The following is a 17,036-nucleotide window of genomic DNA, read 5'->3' as shown; positions in this document are numbered from 1 at the left end:
CGAGCTTTGATTTTCCAAGATCTGGTGATTCTCCTGCGGGCATTTTGCCTAATGGAATGTATAAATTTGAAAAAGGAAAGAAACCAATTCTAAATAATTAAAAAAATGAAATCAATTTACAAACCCTTTATTATTGCCTTTTTTTGTGCAATACTAACGATAATTCAAGCCTATATTGCAATGGGAGAATATGCAAAAGAATTATCGTCGGGTTGTATAGATTGCTCTTTTAATGAAGTATTAATAAAACATGCAATTGTGCTAATATTCATTCCGATTGTTATAATGCAACTTGTGTCTACTTTTATTTTTAAAAAACAGTATTTCATTTCAATACTCATTGGTGCTTTTTTAATTTTTGTTTGGCTTAAAATAATAAATACTGATATCTTTGAGACAAGAGTATCTAGTTGGAGTTCATTCACTAATGAAGATAGAGATTCATTTGTTTTTAAGCGATCATTTCAACCAATTTCAATTTGCATTATCATTTACAAAATATTCATATTAATTTTGGACAAATACATTAAGCAACCCCAAAATAGTCTAGAATAAATGAAACTTTAAATGATAATTATTATAATTTGTTTAACTAGTTTTTATTGTTCAAAAACCGCTTTCGTTTTTAAACTACTTTTTTAGTAGAATAAAATTCAAAAAAAAAATATTATTCTCCCCTACCTAGTTCATCTATAATCAAACGATACGGAAAAACATTCGATGATCTTTGCTTCAAATACTTCATAAAGCTATCACAGAGATAATCCCATTCGGTTACAGAAATATGTTGCTTTTCTTCTGGATTCGTTTTGATGAATACATCAACTGTTCTACTAAATCCAGCTTTAATTGAAACTTCTTTTCGAGTACCTTTTTCAATTCGAACCTCCAAAAGTATGTTTTTAAAATGATCGTGCGCAAAGGCCTTTATATCGGCAAATGTTACAATTCGGCCTCTCGTAAGCAATGCATTACGGTAGGCTAGAATTCGATCTTTATTGTTTTGTCTATTGACTCCTCCCACAGTATTGGTAAACAAGGTGGTTTGTTTGCTCACAAAATACAAATCGTCTTTGGACTCCAATATCGTTCCAGCTTTGATGTCATTACCATCTTCGGCACAAGTAGACCAATATTGAGCCGTAAAATTTTTACCTTTTTCTGTATTGTGCTTGGGTCTAATCATCAAATAAGGAGCATTGTTTCTGGTAAAACTGCTTTCTTTGGCTTGCTGTTCTACCGAAGCTAGTAATTGATTAATCTCAGTTAATGCACTTTTCATAAAATCTTGTCCAAGATCCGAAAACGAAGAACTCTCATCCTTTAATAAATCTAATACGTTTTGCAACAACTCAGAGGCCGTTCTAGAATCAAAACGAGATACACCTCCAGTTCTTAAAACAGCATTTCCTTCATCAACCATACCATCATTGAATTCTTTTATTTCGTAATGACTGCCCGATGGATCTACAACAGTATCAATATCGAGGTAGTTATTGTCCTCAGTATCCAGTGCCATATAACTCAAAAAACTGCTTAACTCTCTAGTCAAAGAGTGCAATTTCTTATTGATTACCGGAAAACAATTCGTCGTTATCGATACATTGTCAATAATTTGTGGCACCAAAGATTCTGGGAAAATCATTTTAATCCAAACAATTTTGTTTTGATTCTCGTTAGTTAACTCTTCAAAAACTTTATATTCTGACGAATAATCTGCTATATTTTTAGGCGATATTTTCCCTTTCAAAGTAAAAAAATTATCAAAATAAAACTCGTTTACTTCTCTGGAAACTTCAACCAAATGCGTGTAATTTCTGTTGATAATGGAATCAATATTCATATCATTAAAAGGGACATTATATCCCTCTTGCACCTTTATTTCTTTATCATCATGATAACATTTCAATTGCTTCAAATAATATTGAAACATCTCTTTTTGATGCGTATTTTTTATATCAATATACAACATAACATCCTCGAGTTCCACAACATCAGGACTTGTAATTTCAATCCCTAGAATGATTTCACCTGCGGGTAAAACAGATTTATAACCATGAACAGGTTCTTTGTAAAACAGATTCGAAATTTCCAGCAAATTTCGCTCATACGCCATGTACTTCACATTACAAGACGTCAATTTCACCTCCAATGTTGGCGAAAGAAAAATCTCTTTCACAATCGGTTTCAGCGGATTGTAAATATTATGCATCCTGCGCCCCACTACCATTTGGTTTTTCAGGGAGACTTTCAGGTTGTTTTCCAAGGGCAAAGCATGAAGAATTCCACGAGCTGGCTTGGCTCCCGAAGTCACCTCCGGAAACATAATTTCCAAGACACGCTCCACCACACGAGTTTTGGAATCTTCCAATTCATGCGAAACTTTTTCGAGTTCATAAGACAAGGCATTGAGTAATAAACTCACCACAGGATCAAAAGTCGTTTCCATCTCAATATCCGAAAACCCCCAAGCTCTCGCCGCTCTCTTCAAAACTCTGTCTTTTATTCTTTCTTGTCTCATATTTTCTAAAAAAATGAATGAATCTCTTTTTTCAACAGTCTCTTTACAAAACGGTTTTCAATTATATTTATTCTATAATAATCATTTGGGCGTGACCCCGTTGAGAAAAGGGGCTTACTTATAGCACTGCTTACAAAGCCCCTTTCCTCAACGGCGTCGGGCTATTGCCACTACTTCGGTAGTACGGCCTATCCCTCACGCAAGCGTAACCAAGACCTTTAGTGGAATTATATTTTCATAATAGAAAATACACATTACACCTCCAATACTAGCTCTTTCGTCCAGTGTACTTCGCCATTCTCAATAGAAACAGTCATACGGTCTCCTTCCTGAACTTCACCCGAAATAATTTTTTTAGCAAGTGGTCTTCTCAAATGACTTCTAATAATACTTTTAATAGGTCTTGCTCCATATTTGGCATTATAACCACTTTCGGCCAAATGCATTTTGACTTCCATAGGAATATCAACCGTAATATTGATGGTTTTTAGCAAGTCCATGAATTCTTTTTTAAGATGGACTTCAAATATTTTCAAAGCATTGTCTTTACTGATTGGTGCAAAAGGAACAATCTCCGTAAGCCTACCCAAAAATTCAGGCCTGAAAAAACGACCCATAATTTCCATCAATGAAGTCGATGTTGGAATCTCATTTCTATTAAACGATTCCACTATATGATCGGCACCAATATTCGAAGTAAACAATATAATGGCATTCGAGAAATCGCCTTCTTTTCCTAATCTATCGTGTAATTTTCCCTCGTCCATTATTTGAAGAAAAACATCATAAACAGAAGTATGCGCTTTTTCAATCTCATCAAAAAGCACAATCGAATATGGTTTTTGTCTTATTTTGTTGACCAACAAACCACCTTCTTCATAACCAACATATCCTGGAGGTGCGCCATAAAGCAATGCTGCCGAATGTTCTTCCTTGAACTCCGACATATCAAAACGGATAATAGCGGTCTCATCTTGAAAAAGAAACTCGGCCAAACTTTTGGCCAACTCCGTTTTTCCAGTTCCCGTAGGTCCTAGAAAAAAGAAAGAAGCAATGGGCTGACCCGATTTACTCAATCCCGATCGGGATTCCAGAATTGAACCCGCCACAGTGGCTATGCAATGATCCTGACCAATCACGCGCTGACCTAATACTTCTTCAATCGAATTGAGTTTAGTTTTTTCTTCTTCTTTTAATTTCCCAACAGGAATTCCTGTTTTTTGAGCAATCACAAGAGACAAATCAAAGGCTTCAATATGCACTCTTTTGTCCAATGCCTTTTCTTCAAGTGTCTGCAACAACGATTCAATATACTGAAATAACAGTTTTGAATTCTCAAACTCTTCACTATTATGATCGTCAACCACCATCAAAAAAGTGGTTTTTTTAATCAAATCCTGTAAGAACCAATTGGCTTCTTTCAGCAATTGTTCTTCTGTCAACTCCATTTCGTTGGTTTTCAAAACTTGAAGTTTGTTCATCAAAGATTCTTTCTCTTTCAAGAAAGTCTCCCCAGAAGTTTTCAAAACCGACATGGTATGATCAATCAAATTTATAGCCGATTCCGGCAAACTTTTTTCTTTCAAATACCGTCTCGACAACCGAATTGATTCAGAAATGGTTTCTTCGTCAATCTTTATTTTATGATGTTCTTGATATACTTGTATCGATTCTTTTATCATTCGAAACAAAGTATTGTTATCTGCTTCTTCCAATTTCAACAACTCGAACATTCCTGCCAAGCCCTGCTCCTTCTCTATTCGTTTCGAATATTCCTCAACAGTCGATGTAGCAATAATGTTCAAACCTTTGGCCAATTCTCCTTTCAATACATTCGAAACTCCAGAATCTCCTCCATTTTTATCTAGCAAAGTATGAATCTCTTCAATAATCAAAATCGATTTTGGGTATTGTCTTAATTCCTGAATACAATTGCGCAAACGATCCTCGATTTCGCCTTTGTAAGATGCACCCGCAATTAAAGAAGACAAATCCAACTCAAATAATTGCACCTTATGCAACACATCTGGCACTTGATTCTGAATCACATTTAGAACTAGATTGTCAATCAAAGTTGATTTACCAATACCTCTATCTCCTATGATTAGCACATTGGGTTTGGAGAAACGACACAAAATTTCTTTCATGGTATTCAGCTCCGTATCACGTCCAATTGCAATTCTATGTTTTTTATTTTTTTCTAAATTTCTATGAATACAATACTTTCCTAAAAATCCTTTTTTCACCTCTTGCTTACCTGAATTTCCAACTTCTTGTGGTGCTAGAATTTGTTCTTCCAACAATTCGTTCCTAGCAATTGGATAGGTTTTCATTTGGTCAAAATTGAACCCTACGCCAGGTGAACTCAAAGCTACCATTACAGCAAAAAGTGAGATAGATTCTTCGTTCAGCATCACACGAACCAATTCGGCTTCATTGATAATGGCATCGATAACATCACTGGGCTCAGCATCCAAAACATGATTTGTTTTGGGTTCATCTTCCATTCGAACCTCGGCCCACTCGTCGAGATAATAAACGTCTTTTCCCATACTTTCAAGCTGTTTCAAAAGGGAAAAATCCCTATTCAGCATTGCTTTTAATAAATGAGAAGCGGTGTAAACCTGATTCGAATTGTTCTTAGCAATTTTCTTAGCAATTTCAAAAGCAGTGATTAATTCCTGACTGAAAATATTTTTTTCTTCTTCCATTTTACTTTAATCTTTGGACCAAATAAGCAGTGATTTAACTTTGTAACTAATATTCAACCCTTTGACACAGTTGGTCATTTTATCCTTATTCAACCGAATGGCGTCAATTCGAATCTTTTTTCCCTTAATATTATCACAGAATTGTTCAAAAGTTAAAAGATCTTCGCCATTTTTAACAACTGGCATTTCGTAATTTCCGCATAAAAATTCTTCAAAATCATCTTTTACTTTACTCCCTTCAGCCACTTTTAACAATAGAATTTCAAATTGATCTTCGGATATTTTTGGTGCTTTTTTATCTGTCTTTGTTGAGTCCTTTTTGGCTTCCGTACGGGACGCAACAGGAATGTATTGCAACATATCTTCTAATGGGTCTTTTTGTACTTTCCCTTTTGGCAAAGAAAATTTTTCGGGTTCTTTTTCATATTCATAAGAAGCGACATCCAATGGATTAATTTTTTTAATTTCTTTTGGATGGACATAAACAGCAATTCTGGCCACACTATTAAAATTACCATTTGCAACCAAAGTGATAATTTTTTCTCCTGCTTTTGTAAATATGTAAACAGGATTTTGAGTAGTATCGTCAATCCCATTATTTTCGCCAAAAGACCACTCCCAAGTTCTTCCACCGTCTTTTATCCCTCTAAAATAAGTGGGCTGACCCACAGTAATAATTTTGGAGGCAAAAATAGTAGGCATTTCACTTTTATTTACACTATGATTATCACTGATAGTGACTTCTTTGGTATGGATACAAACTCCATTTAATGTAAGTGAAACAATGTATTTTCCTGACTGTTTGTAGATGTGAAAAGTATGTTGTCTGGTATCAAATTCCGAACCATCTCCAAAGTCCCAAAGCCAAGCATTTGCGTTCTCTGTTTTGTCATAAAACTCTACAGATTCTTCACTTTGAAAGTGCTCCGATAAGACGTAAAATTTGGCAGTATCACAGTCTACCCGATTAAAAAATTGCACTAAAAAATATACAATTGAAAGTAATAAAAAAAGTACAAAAAACAGCACAATCTTTAGATCAAACTTAACATCAAAATAACCTTTTTTCATCACTACTTTTATATTTTAAGAAAAAAACAAATCATCCGTTTTTCAATAATTGTGTATGATTTTAAATACAAACATATACTTTTATTAGATTCAAACATAACAAAATATAAGAATTATTTTTAATAAAAAATAGAATAAATAGCTACAAAATAAATTTAAAAGCTGATTTACAATCACTTAAAACAATATTATAAAAAATATAATATTATAAAAATTATAAAAACCACGTATAAATACGTGGTACTTACTTTCTTACTTTGATTGTATTATAATTAAGTTTTATTTTACAAAAAAAATTTGTTTTTAAAATTATATTTATACATTTGCCCCATACCACATTTTTAAAATTGAATTTTCAAGTCAATTAGAAAATTTTCCAAAAACCATTTTATTTTATTTATAATACTTTATTTATATTTTAAATTAAGAAAAACCACAAGTTATTAACTTGAATTTCTACTGATTTAATTCAAAGAAAGACTTGTCTATCCGATCACTTTTGACATAGGAATAGGCAGTGTTTTTTATTTATAAAAAAATAAAATTCAACAAAAAATTAACACATAAAAAGAAAGATTTTGAAACAATTTGAAATCTTTAAAAAAATATAAACCTACAAATGAAATATAAATTAGTGCTGTTGCTATTATTCACCATTCTGCTTGGCTGTGGAAGCGAAAATTACATAGCTCAAGTTCCATTCAAATACGATTATTCTGTTGATTTATTGAAAAAACAGAATAAAATGAATGAAAAGGCACTAGAGAATCAAGCAGTTGTCAATGATAATACCGAAAATTTAAGTGATGAAGTTTTAGCTATAAAAGAAAAATACAGCATTGTACTTGGAGTAATGCCAAAAAAAATAACAGATTACAAACTATATTCTTACATCGACAAATGGATTGACACTCCATACAAAGACAAAAGCTTTTCTAAAGATGGGATTGATTGTTCTTATTTCATTCAATCACTTTACAGTTCTGTTTACAAAGTAACACTCCCAAAAGACCCTGCAGGAATGTTTAGATCAAAATCATTGCAATTATTTACAGGACGTGGTTTTCTTGAAGAAGGAGATCTAGTATTTTTTAGATACGACAAAGATCATCCTATTTCGGATGTGGGTATGTATTTGCACAACGATAGAATCTTGGCTTGCACAGATAAGGGCTTGGCTATTTACAATTTTAATGACGAATATTTTCAATTACGCTACATCGCATCGGGCAGGATAATTGAAGAAGCAAAGAAACAGTCAAATGGAACTAAGTAAAATAGTCAATCAAATAGAAGAAATCGCTCATGATATTCGGGCTGAGATCATTGTCAATGAACTTATTCAGAGCAATGCACTAACTGAGAACAATATTATCATTGCAAATGAAGGCCAGTTTTCCAGAGCATATCGCCATGATATACTGAGTGCAAACATCATAGATGATAATTTTGACAGTCGAGAATACCTCAAATTACAACTCTCCAGAGATAGTATTTACGACACTTTACCCGAAGGATTCATGCACAGCCCTAGTGACAATGGCACCGAGAAATCAGTAAACCAAATGATTCGGGAACACAAACATCAGAAAAAAAAGGAGGCTGAATCGCGTAATTTCTTTTCCCCGTTTGAAAACGAAATATTTCACTATAGAACAAAAATAGAAAATACAGAACGTGATTTTCTTTATAAACTGAATGGCAGTAAACCATTAGAGTTTTTCTACGAATTCTGGGGATTATCCAAAGATTTTCCAGCTGTACTGGTTTCCAAATTGATTCAATTATTGCCTTATGCTTATAAAATTGTCGGTGATATTGACCTATGTTGTCGTTGTTTGTCAAGTATTATAGAAGAGCCTATCCGTTTCAAAACTTCGGGATCAAAAGAATACAGCGACAATAAAGAAGAAATTACACTCGGGGATAATCGATTGGGGATTGATTTGATATGTGGCAACAGCTATATGGATTATTCGTATAATGTTACAATCGAAATAGGGCCCATTACTAAAAATCCATTTGTGAAATTTATAAATGATGGAGAAATAAAAAAATTTATCGACTGTTTCTATGAGCATTTCTTTCCAATGGAAGTTGAACTCAAGACACTTTTGATAATGAATCAAGACATAGAAGAATTTAATTTTAATACTGAGCCTGTATTAGGCTACTCAACAAGAATATAAAATGATCAAAAACCATTTAAGGGATCTTATCGACATAAGACTTATTATAATTATAGTAATATTAATAGCAATTACTGTCGTTTTGACTATGATTTTTAGTGACAAAGTAAAAGAATTTGATAAAAATTACAAAAGAAAATTTTACATCTATGCTTTGTCATTTATGTTCATTTATGCTTTAGTAGCATTTTTGGGTTTCAACAAACTTTTCTCTAAGCTGTCCGACGAGTTTTTGTTTTATCAAATCTCAACCCTACTGTTTGGTGGGATGCATGTATTTTTTTACCGTTGGTATTTTGATGAATTCCATTTAAAAACACTCCCCTCAGAATTGCTTTTTTCGTTAGTGATTGTATTGTACTCCAGCATACCCTTTATATTAATCTACACTGCTCTAAGTGGATTGGAATTTACGCTATTAATGTGTTCCCAATTTATTGCCTTTTTCATACCAACATGGGTCAACGGGTTATTTGAATACATGATCCAAATTCCGCCAAAAATATATGTGACTTGGAAATTTCCAGAAGAAAAAAATGCTTACGAAGATTTGCTCGATGCAGAAATTAGAGATCTTTTATTGATTACGTTATTAATTAAAAAAAATGAAAATGATAAAGAATACACATCAATAAGAGCAAAAGGACCAGTACGAATGGACTTTGGCCGTTTGTTTTACCATACAGCACACGATTATAACAAACACTTTTCGAACCAGCCAATACAACTCAATTTTGATGGAAAACCTTGCCATTGGGTCTTTTTCTTGCAACCCAAATGGAATGAAAAAGTAAAATATGTCGATGCAAGATATACTTTGGGAATGAACGGAATCACAGAGAATTCGGTTATTATTTGTGAACGAAAAGAAAAACAAATTGTAAACAAAAAAGAGGACAAAACAATAGGTTTCATTCATGAAAACCAAGACAACTAATACAAACAAACTACTAATACTATAAAAAAATGGTTGAAAAGCTGAATCATTTTCCAGTCAATTGGATTGACGGAATGAAGATTAACAAAAGTCATTTTTTGGCTATGCAAGAAAATGTTGCAGAGTTAGTAAATGACGCTATAGGCATACACACTACCCCAATGAGCTATGGTTTGTTGAACTTGGGAAATCAAAATAAAGAGGCTATAAAAATCACTTTGGGTATTGACAATCACAAACTATTGCGAGTAAGAGTCGAAGAATGCCATGCCATTACACCCAATGGTTCCCGTATTGAGATAAGCCGAAATTTTACAGACACATTGGATTTACAAATTCCGTATGCCGAAGATACCTATCAAATTAAAGAAGGAGAACAACACGTTTTGTTAGCGTGTATTTCTGTAAATTCTATGAAACGCATTCCTTTTGGTGAGCCAGATCCAGAAGAAGTTCCTCCTCGTTATCCGAATACCCAACCCGAATACAAACTCCATTTGATAAATGCAGATGAGTTTCGTTCTGGAATAGGGTACGGAGGTTTTTATCTGGCAATTGGTAAAATCGTAATTGGTGATACCACAACATTAGACGAAGCTTATATTCCATCTTCGGTAACGGTATCAAGTCATCCCAAACTTATTGATTTGCAATCCAGTATTGCACATAGTTTTGGACAGCTCGAAATATATTCGGTACAAATAGCTCAAAAAATCAATAGAAACCAGCAAACTGGTATTTTGGTTCAAATGATGATGGGATTGGCCGATTTTACCGCCAATTATTTGGGGCAAACACTAACACAATTTCGTTGGTTTTCTTTGCATCAACATCCTGCAAGCATGTTTAGCTCAGTAGTTTCTTTGGCCAGAATTATGAAAAATTTTATCGATTCCAAATCAGGATCTGGTAAAGAAGAACTCTTAAATTATTTTGCAGATTGGTGTGATCTTTCACAAGGGGATTTCGAAACTTTATTTACCACTTTGATCAATACCAACTACGATCATGTCCATATTGATAAAACAGCTACGGTATCCATTCAGTTTTTAGAAAAAATAGAAAAACTTTTCGAAACCTTAAACAGATTGGATTACATCGGTAAGAAAAAAGAAAATATCGAATTATTTGTAGCCGAAACAGATAAAAACGATAGCATTATGAACAACAGTAAAAGACATAGTTTCTTTATAGAAAAATAAAAAAATGGAAGTATTAAACAAACAGGAACGTCAAAAAGCATTCTTTGCATTTTTAGTGGTTTTTATCTTAACAATAACAGTAATATTAATTGCAGCATCTTTCAATTTTTATATGCCAAGAGCTGAAAATAAAGTATTGAAATCTCAAAATGAGAAACTGAACAAAGAATTTGATTATCAAACCAATTTTGCTGTAAAGATTGACAGTGTTCGAACAGTAGTCGATTCCATAAATGCACCAAAACAAGACAACGATTTTCAACAACGATTGGCAAATGTGATCTTGGCAGACATTTATCAAAAACTACCAAAAGACTCTATCAACAATAAAAAGATGTACAACAATATCATCTTGGCCTACAAGCAAATTATAGATTACAAAAAAGAAATCAGAAGCCTTACCCATAATGCACACCTTATCGACAGTTTGAACCAATCGGCTAAAACCTATAAAGAAGAACTTGAAAAAGTGCGCAGAGACTTAGACGTTTGCCGACAAATCTATCAAAATCAATAAGTAAGGCTTCTTTAGCAAAACAAAATCACGCTACACTTGAAAACAACAGACAGAATCTATACCATTCAGAAAGGAGATACTTTGCAAAAAGTAGCTCAGGAACTTGCTATAGCCCCTCTGGAATTGAGAAGGTATCATAATATTTATTGTGAAATACCCGATTTGATTGAAGCTGATTTTCCAAGTCATTTAGAGGTATTGCTTTTGCCACCCGTTAAAAACGACAATGAAATAAATGAAACAGTAGAAAAAAAACGAAGAAAAGTTAGTTTTTCAAAAGGAAATACCTTGCCGTTTCTACCAGCAGGATCGCAAAAGAATTACAATGTAAAATATACAATCGAAGAAGGTGACGAAAAAGACATCCTAAATTTTGAAACGAATGTAAAATGGATTGCAATTGACAAAAATGGATTTCATCTTTTTGAGATTAAAAGAGCTAAAGCTATTTATATCAACACCCTTGCGCCCGACACAATGATGGATGAGATGGATGCAAAAACAACCGAAGCTCTTTATCCGTTACAAGTTGTAGTAGATTCAACTGGCAAATGGGTTGATGTTTACAATTATAATGAAATAGTGGAGCGATGGGAAAATACAAAAAAAGAAATCTTAGACTATTACGAAGGTGATGTAACTCAAATTCATATCAAACATGTAGAGCAATACCTCGAAACCAAAGCAAACTTGATGACTGCTCTTAAATCAGATTATTTTTTGAACGCATTCTTTAATGGTATTCACGTAGGGTATACTCCTGAATACACTTTTGAAAACAACATTACATTTCCTTTGATAAAAGAAGAAGAAGCCCTTTTTAAAGTGCAACAAAAAGTAGAGCCTTTTTTAGAAGAAAACCATTCAATCAAAGTGGAACAAACTGGCGATTATGTAGATATTGACATTGCATTTGAATTGGATCCTTGGGAAGGAAATTACAAAGCAACTTATTTCTTGAATCCCGATAACTATTGCATCGAAAAAATGGAATTGGAATGTTGCATAAACTACGATTCCCCTGTAAAATCAACCATCACAATTGAGGGTATTGAAGAAGTAGAAAAACAAACCATGGACACAAACCATCAGCTGAATTAAATTCGATTTATAAAAAACAAAGAAATTAAAGTTTCAAAAAATCAAAGCAATGAGCGAAAAACACATAGTAGTACAAGGAGCCACCGTAAAATGCAAATTTAGTGTAGAACCCAAGTTGGATAAACTAAAGGTAAAAACACAGAGTAAGCATTATGCGAATGACAAAGATGCCTCAAAAAAACTCATTGCAACCGACAAAGAAATTGGGCAAACCCTTGAGAAAAATACTTTTGGCAAATGCAAAATGCAACCCAACGGAAGCGGTGATTATTTGCCATGCCAAGCGGTGATTACCAAATGGTCTGGATTTTACGACAAAGTAACGTTGTCCAACAAAGGAAAGATATTATTGGAAAGCAGTAAAGCAACCTGCCCCATAGGTGGACCAGATTGCATTACGGTGGACAAACACGGACAAAAAGCAGAACCTGGCAAGCAAAATGCAAAAAAAGCAAAACCACAAGTAAGCAACCAAATTAATCCCTTGGTCAATAAAGCAAAATTTCAAGCCGAAGTGAATGGAACTGATTCTATTTGTATATAAAAGAAAGTAGTATGTCTGAATTAAAAATAACAGGAAATCCAGCACCCGTAGTCGGTAAAGAAGAATCGTACTCGGTAAGCCAATTGTTGCCTTCATCAATCCCTACAGAAATTTTAAATGGATCAAAACCAAATCCTTTTGAATTTCCAGTAGAATGGTCAGTGCATGTATTGGAAAATGGCAAATGGATCAAAAAAGAGGAAAATAACAAAACAGGAAATAAAGTTTTCTATAAATTTATACAAAAAAGTCTGGAAAGAAAAGGCATCCGCATCCTTGCAAAAAAAGGAGAGCAAACTGCCAGATTAGATGTAAAACCACACAATGCCGAGAGTCCAAAAATAGACAGTATTGAGTTTCTGGACAAACAAGGAAAGAAACCTTCCAAGCCTTTAGCTTATGGCCAAACACTCAAAGCAAGAGTTCATTGCCTGCACATGGAGAGACGCACAGTGTATGCTACCCTATGGGAAGACGACGCTCCTGGCGCAGGGCACAACAAAGCCAATGAGAAGAATAAAATGAAAACACTTCCCGGCATTGTAAAAAATGGAATTGCCGATATTGATTTTGTTTTAGAACCCGATTTTGCCAAAATTGCCAATGCCGTAAAAGCCAAAGGTGATGCTGACGAAGGCAAAACACATGAGTATTATGTCACTGCCGAAATTTTGAACAAAAAAACAGCAAGCACTAATACTAATGTTGCCAATCCTAGTTACAAGGATACAACAGCAAAACCAGCAACTCCCAAAAAAGAAACTCCTGCACAGAAAAAAGGGCTCTCCAAAAAACAAGAGAAAGAAAAATCTATTTTGGATGATGTTATTGATTGGTGGGAGGGAAAAGTTAAAATAGAGCCAATAGTACTTCCAAATCCAATTGATGCAATCAATAGTGTGTTAAAGATTTTTACTCCTGATAAAAAGGATGATAAAAAAACAGAAAATGGAGTTTGCGTTTGTAAAGATTATGATCTGATTTGGGGAAATAAAGTAAGTTGTGATTTTAGAAAGAAAGTTGTTGAAATTTCAAATAGATTAGGTAAAGATCCTAATTTATTAATGGCAGCTATGGCTCTTGAAACAGGAAGAACATTCTCGCCAACTGCAGGAAAAGGATCAAGTTACGTGGGTTTAATTCAGTTTGGCGATGATGCTGCTGAATCAATTGGAACTTCAAGAGGTGCTCTTCTAAAAATGACTGCACTACAACAGTTAGATTATGTTGAAAAATATTTAGGTAAAAAGAAATCTAAATTAGTAACATTAACAGATTTCTATTTATCAATTTTAATGCCTGTAGATGTAGGAAAAGGGAGTACTCCAAATCACGTAGTATTTGATAACGAATATACCTTAGTATACAAAAAAGATGGGGTATCCCTAACTGATTTAAGTAAATCTAGGCATTACGGTTACAGACAAAACCCCGCTTTTTTTCATGAAAAGGGAGAAAAAGAAAAAGTTAAAAAAGGAGGTGGTAAGAAATATGACGGAGAAGGAAAGACTTACATATGGGAAATTGAAAAATTTCTTTCCGCTATATATGATGAGGGTAAAACCCAAAAAGCTAAAGTCTTATTATGTAATAAAGAGGAAATCAAAAAGTCAGAACCAGAAATAGATTCAGGCACTTGGAATGTAATTATAACAGAAAAATATACTGGAAAAAAGTGTACACATGAAAAAGCTCGAGATAATTGTAGAAGAGGTAAAATTGAGGTATATGATCATAATAAAAAACTTGCATTTACAATTTCAGATTGCTTACTAGAAGGGGTTGCAGGAGAAGATAGAATGATTACAAATTCTGACGCTCCATATGGAGTCTATGGAATATCTGCTTCTCCTTTCATAATAGGTTCAACTTCAGGGAGCAAAAGAATCTCCTATGGACCTAATCCAAGATTATCGTTTGAGCCCATAAAAGGCAGTGGAGATGAAGCTGATAAAAGCGGAAGATCTGCCATTAGAATACATGGAGGTAGACAGGAAGACAAAACAACATTTGATCCTTTACCTAATCCTGTTTTAAAGAGAACACAAGGATGTATCAGAATACTTGATACCGATGCTAAGTCTTTTTATGATTGGTGGGTAGATTTTCATGAAAAATATCCAAATATAAAACCAGGAAAATTAAAAATAATAAAATAATAATTATGAAAAATATTTTTTTAGCAATCTTAATCACCATATCAATATCTTGTAAACAACAAAATAATGATGAATCAAATAATAATACTGAAATGACAAAAGAAAAAAATAAAGAAATGATAAATACAGACGAGACTTTATTGAGTGGACTTAACCTTGCTAAGGTAACTTTTTCTGGTGAAAAATTAGAAATGAAAAAATATAAGTATAATGATACTTATATAGAGAATATTAAAATGGCTGATTTGTTAAGTAAAGAATATAGAGAAGGCTTTTTTAAATATATAGCGAATTCAGTTGTTGATAGTGATGGTGAGTTTAAAGCTACTTTTTTTTCAAAATTGCTTTTAGAGAGAATAATACAGTTAAAGGACACAAATGCTTTCTATTTATTAACAGAGTCTTCTAAAAATCCTTCCATATCATACAACGGAATTGAAATGATAAGCGAGTATGTTTTTGATGATTTATTAGAAAACGCTACGTTCTATGTAAAAGAGTCTTCTAAATATAATGACAATACAATTATAGAATACATTTTAAATGATATGGCTCCAAGGTACATTAAAACGGAGGCTGAAATAAAAGATCCTACAAGGATGTGTGCTTGTGATGATTTACAAAAAGGTGCTATTTTATTAAGCAAAGATACTTTAGACGTAAAAAGTAATTTAAAAAAATTTAAAGAAAAATTTAAATCTGAAAAAATAATTGAAATTGATTGTTCCCCAAGCTTAGAGAATGGATGGAAGTCCACTACAAACGAATATTATGATATAAAATTATTTATAGATAAAAATTTAGAAATTAAATTAGATAATAAAGAAAAAATATTTTATGAAGTAAAAATTGTACCTATACTTAAAGATTATATCATAAAATAAAATTTAAACCTGCAGAAAACCCTATATCACAGATTTAAAATCCGTGTCCCTAAGCAAAGAGAACAAATAAAGAATTCTAAATGTTTTAAAAAAATACACTAAGAAATTATAAAAAATGAAATTAATTAAATTATTAACACTGCTTCTTCTTTTTACTTCTTGCAAAGGTAATAATGATTCAGGAACTCTTAAAACAGAAGAAAAAAATATAGCCACAAATATAGTGGTTAACGAAACTGATTATTCAGATGAATCATTAGATAATCTTTTAAAATGCGGTGATTATTCATACATGGACGGGTACTTTACAATCCCTGATTATGGATGCATCTACGAATCAAATAAAACGAATAAATTAGGAAATGTAGATATATATGTAATTCCTAAAGAAAAATTGAATTTAAATGTTGATAGCGATATTGAAAAAGAGGAAAAAAAAATTAACAAAATGGATATCAACAATTTGAAGAAATCCTATGATATATACATATTTATAATTGAAAAAAAATATTTAAAGTATAACGTCAATATGGATGTTCCTTACTATCCTAATTACCCATACAAACAAATAATTTTTAAAAATACAAATGGCTTGTGGAAAAATACCACGACTCTTAATATAAATAATGAAGATGATACACAATACAAAGATTGGAAAGAGAAATTTTTAAATAACTCCAACCAGATATCAAAAGATAAAAAAATCGAATTAAAAGGTGACTATGTAATCAAGACTAATGTTTCTAGCGTGGAAACTGGTGATCCAATTGAGATTAGTTTTTATTTTAATTTTAATAGTTCTGAAGCTATTTTAAGTATCGGAACAAATAATTCACTTGAAGCATATTGTGAAGGAACTTATAGTATTATTCAAGATAACAGTACTATTAAATTAAAATATACAGGTGAAGGAACATGTACTTCAGACGAAGGCGAAAGTATATTTTTGATAAAAAAAGAAAAAGATCAATATTATATAAAAAGCAAAAGATTTTATGATTATAAATGGCAAATATTAAATAAAAAATGATTTAAATACTGACCTGCAACAGTTTACAATTCATATACACAGAGAAAAAATAAAATAGTTCTTAAATACCCAATAGCGCAGATTTGTAATCCGTACCCACAAAGAACATAGAGAAAACAATTCTGAAGGGATTCTGAATATATAAAAAAGTTCATTGACATTTTGAAAAA

General features: G+C 32.6%; 14 protein-coding genes. 11 read left to right on the top strand and 3 right to left on the bottom strand.

All coding sequences use genetic code 11. The features are described from left to right. Nucleotides 1-105 precede the first annotated feature (105 nt). Entirely contained in the window at nucleotides 106-555 is a 450-nt protein-coding gene (locus OZP06_RS10750) for a hypothetical protein (RefSeq protein WP_269221848.1), read from the top strand. 112 nt (nucleotides 556-667) lie between these two features. Here OZP06_RS10750 and OZP06_RS10745 read toward each other — a convergent pair whose 3' ends face one another. The 3 genes from OZP06_RS10745 to OZP06_RS10735 all read right to left on the bottom strand — a co-directional run bounded on the left by OZP06_RS10745 (nucleotide 668) and on the right by OZP06_RS10735 (nucleotide 6,303). After that, nucleotides 668-2,521 carry a type VI secretion system baseplate subunit TssF gene (locus tag OZP06_RS10745; protein WP_269221847.1) on the bottom strand — a complete coding sequence of 618 codons (1,854 nt, stop codon included), beginning with the start codon at nucleotides 2,519-2,521 and terminating at the stop codon, nucleotides 668-670. Nucleotides 2,522-2,775: 254 nt separating this feature from the next. Next, nucleotides 2,776-5,232: an ATP-dependent Clp protease ATP-binding subunit gene (locus OZP06_RS10740; protein ID WP_281323706.1), complete on the bottom strand. Its 2,457-nt coding sequence runs from the start codon at nucleotides 5,230-5,232 to the stop codon at nucleotides 2,776-2,778. A 6-nt stretch (nucleotides 5,233-5,238) separates the two neighbouring features. Further along, a complete protein-coding gene (locus tag OZP06_RS10735; RefSeq protein ID WP_269221846.1) occupies nucleotides 5,239-6,303 on the bottom strand; it encodes a PKD domain-containing protein in 1,065 nt (354 codons plus the stop codon). Nucleotides 6,304-6,922: 619 nt separating this feature from the next. Between OZP06_RS10735 and OZP06_RS10730 the strand changes: the two genes are divergently transcribed. The 10 genes from OZP06_RS10730 to OZP06_RS10685 all read left to right on the top strand — a co-directional run bounded on the left by OZP06_RS10730 (nucleotide 6,923) and on the right by OZP06_RS10685 (nucleotide 16,866). Further along, nucleotides 6,923-7,579: an NlpC/P60 family protein gene (locus tag OZP06_RS10730; RefSeq protein ID WP_269221845.1), complete on the top strand. Its 657-nt coding sequence runs from the start codon at nucleotides 6,923-6,925 to the stop codon at nucleotides 7,577-7,579. Continuing rightward, nucleotides 7,566-8,492, top strand: a complete 927-nt coding sequence (locus OZP06_RS10725; RefSeq protein ID WP_281323705.1) for a hypothetical protein — start codon at nucleotides 7,566-7,568, stop codon at nucleotides 8,490-8,492. The genes OZP06_RS10730 and OZP06_RS10725 overlap by 14 nt, the downstream gene beginning before the upstream one ends. A 1-nt stretch (nucleotide 8,493) precedes the next feature. Next, nucleotides 8,494-9,429, top strand: a complete 936-nt coding sequence (locus OZP06_RS10720) for a TssN family type VI secretion system protein (protein WP_269221842.1) — start codon at nucleotides 8,494-8,496, stop codon at nucleotides 9,427-9,429. 29 nt (nucleotides 9,430-9,458) lie between these two features. Further along, nucleotides 9,459-10,631: a hypothetical protein gene (locus OZP06_RS10715; protein ID WP_269221841.1), complete on the top strand. Its 1,173-nt coding sequence runs from the start codon at nucleotides 9,459-9,461 to the stop codon at nucleotides 10,629-10,631. A 4-nt stretch (nucleotides 10,632-10,635) separates the two neighbouring features. Then, the gene (gene tssO, locus OZP06_RS10710) at nucleotides 10,636-11,148 is read left to right on the top strand and encodes a type VI secretion system TssO (RefSeq protein WP_269221840.1); all 513 of its coding nucleotides are present in this window, start codon (nucleotides 10,636-10,638) and stop codon (nucleotides 11,146-11,148) included. A 36-nt stretch (nucleotides 11,149-11,184) separates the two neighbouring features. Then, nucleotides 11,185-12,249: a peptidoglycan-binding protein LysM gene (locus OZP06_RS10705; protein ID WP_281323704.1), complete on the top strand. Its 1,065-nt coding sequence runs from the start codon at nucleotides 11,185-11,187 to the stop codon at nucleotides 12,247-12,249. Between the two features lie 49 nt (nucleotides 12,250-12,298). Continuing rightward, on the top strand, nucleotides 12,299-12,793 hold the full coding sequence (locus tag OZP06_RS10700; RefSeq protein WP_269221837.1) for a DUF4280 domain-containing protein: 495 nt from the start codon (nucleotides 12,299-12,301) through the stop codon (nucleotides 12,791-12,793). A gap of 11 nt (nucleotides 12,794-12,804) precedes the next feature. Then, nucleotides 12,805-14,952 carry a hypothetical protein gene (locus OZP06_RS10695; RefSeq protein ID WP_269221836.1) on the top strand — a complete coding sequence of 716 codons (2,148 nt, stop codon included), beginning with the start codon at nucleotides 12,805-12,807 and terminating at the stop codon, nucleotides 14,950-14,952. Nucleotides 14,953-14,957: 5 nt separating this feature from the next. Further along, nucleotides 14,958-15,836: a hypothetical protein gene (locus OZP06_RS10690; RefSeq protein WP_281323703.1), complete on the top strand. Its 879-nt coding sequence runs from the start codon at nucleotides 14,958-14,960 to the stop codon at nucleotides 15,834-15,836. Between the two features lie 115 nt (nucleotides 15,837-15,951). Beyond that, entirely contained in the window at nucleotides 15,952-16,866 is a 915-nt protein-coding gene (locus tag OZP06_RS10685; protein ID WP_281323702.1) for a hypothetical protein, read from the top strand. The last annotated feature ends 170 nt before the right edge of the window (nucleotides 16,867-17,036 follow it).

This window comes from Flavobacterium sp. IMCC34518 (assembly GCF_027111095.2).
GTDB lineage: Bacteria > Bacteroidota > Bacteroidia > Flavobacteriales > Flavobacteriaceae > Flavobacterium > Flavobacterium praedii.
This window is presented reverse-complemented; position numbering and strand designations above follow the sequence as displayed.

Bases quoted from the DNA above. Each gene is read 5' to 3' on its own strand.
- OZP06_RS10740 (WP_281323706.1), bottom strand. From the start codon at position 5,232: ATGGAAGAAGAAAAAAATATTTTCAGTCAGGAATTAATCACTGCTTTT.
- OZP06_RS10695 (WP_269221836.1), top strand. From the start codon at position 12,805: ATGTCTGAATTAAAAATAACAGGAAATCCAGCACCCGTAGTCGGTAAA.
- OZP06_RS10720 (WP_269221842.1), top strand. From the start codon at position 8,494: ATGATCAAAAACCATTTAAGGGATCTTATCGACATAAGACTTATTATA.
- OZP06_RS10750 (WP_269221848.1), top strand. From the start codon at position 106: ATGAAATCAATTTACAAACCCTTTATTATTGCCTTTTTTTGTGCAATA.
- OZP06_RS10690 (WP_281323703.1), top strand. From the start codon at position 14,958: ATGAAAAATATTTTTTTAGCAATCTTAATCACCATATCAATATCTTGT.
- tssO (WP_269221840.1), top strand. From the start codon at position 10,636: ATGGAAGTATTAAACAAACAGGAACGTCAAAAAGCATTCTTTGCATTT.
- OZP06_RS10715 (WP_269221841.1), top strand. From the start codon at position 9,459: ATGGTTGAAAAGCTGAATCATTTTCCAGTCAATTGGATTGACGGAATG.
- OZP06_RS10745 (WP_269221847.1), bottom strand. From the start codon at position 2,521: ATGAGACAAGAAAGAATAAAAGACAGAGTTTTGAAGAGAGCGGCGAGA.
- OZP06_RS10725 (WP_281323705.1), top strand. From the start codon at position 7,566: ATGGAACTAAGTAAAATAGTCAATCAAATAGAAGAAATCGCTCATGAT.
- OZP06_RS10700 (WP_269221837.1), top strand. From the start codon at position 12,299: ATGAGCGAAAAACACATAGTAGTACAAGGAGCCACCGTAAAATGCAAA.
- OZP06_RS10685 (WP_281323702.1), top strand. From the start codon at position 15,952: ATGAAATTAATTAAATTATTAACACTGCTTCTTCTTTTTACTTCTTGC.
- OZP06_RS10735 (WP_269221846.1), bottom strand. From the start codon at position 6,303: ATGAAAAAAGGTTATTTTGATGTTAAGTTTGATCTAAAGATTGTGCTG.
- OZP06_RS10730 (WP_269221845.1), top strand. From the start codon at position 6,923: ATGAAATATAAATTAGTGCTGTTGCTATTATTCACCATTCTGCTTGGC.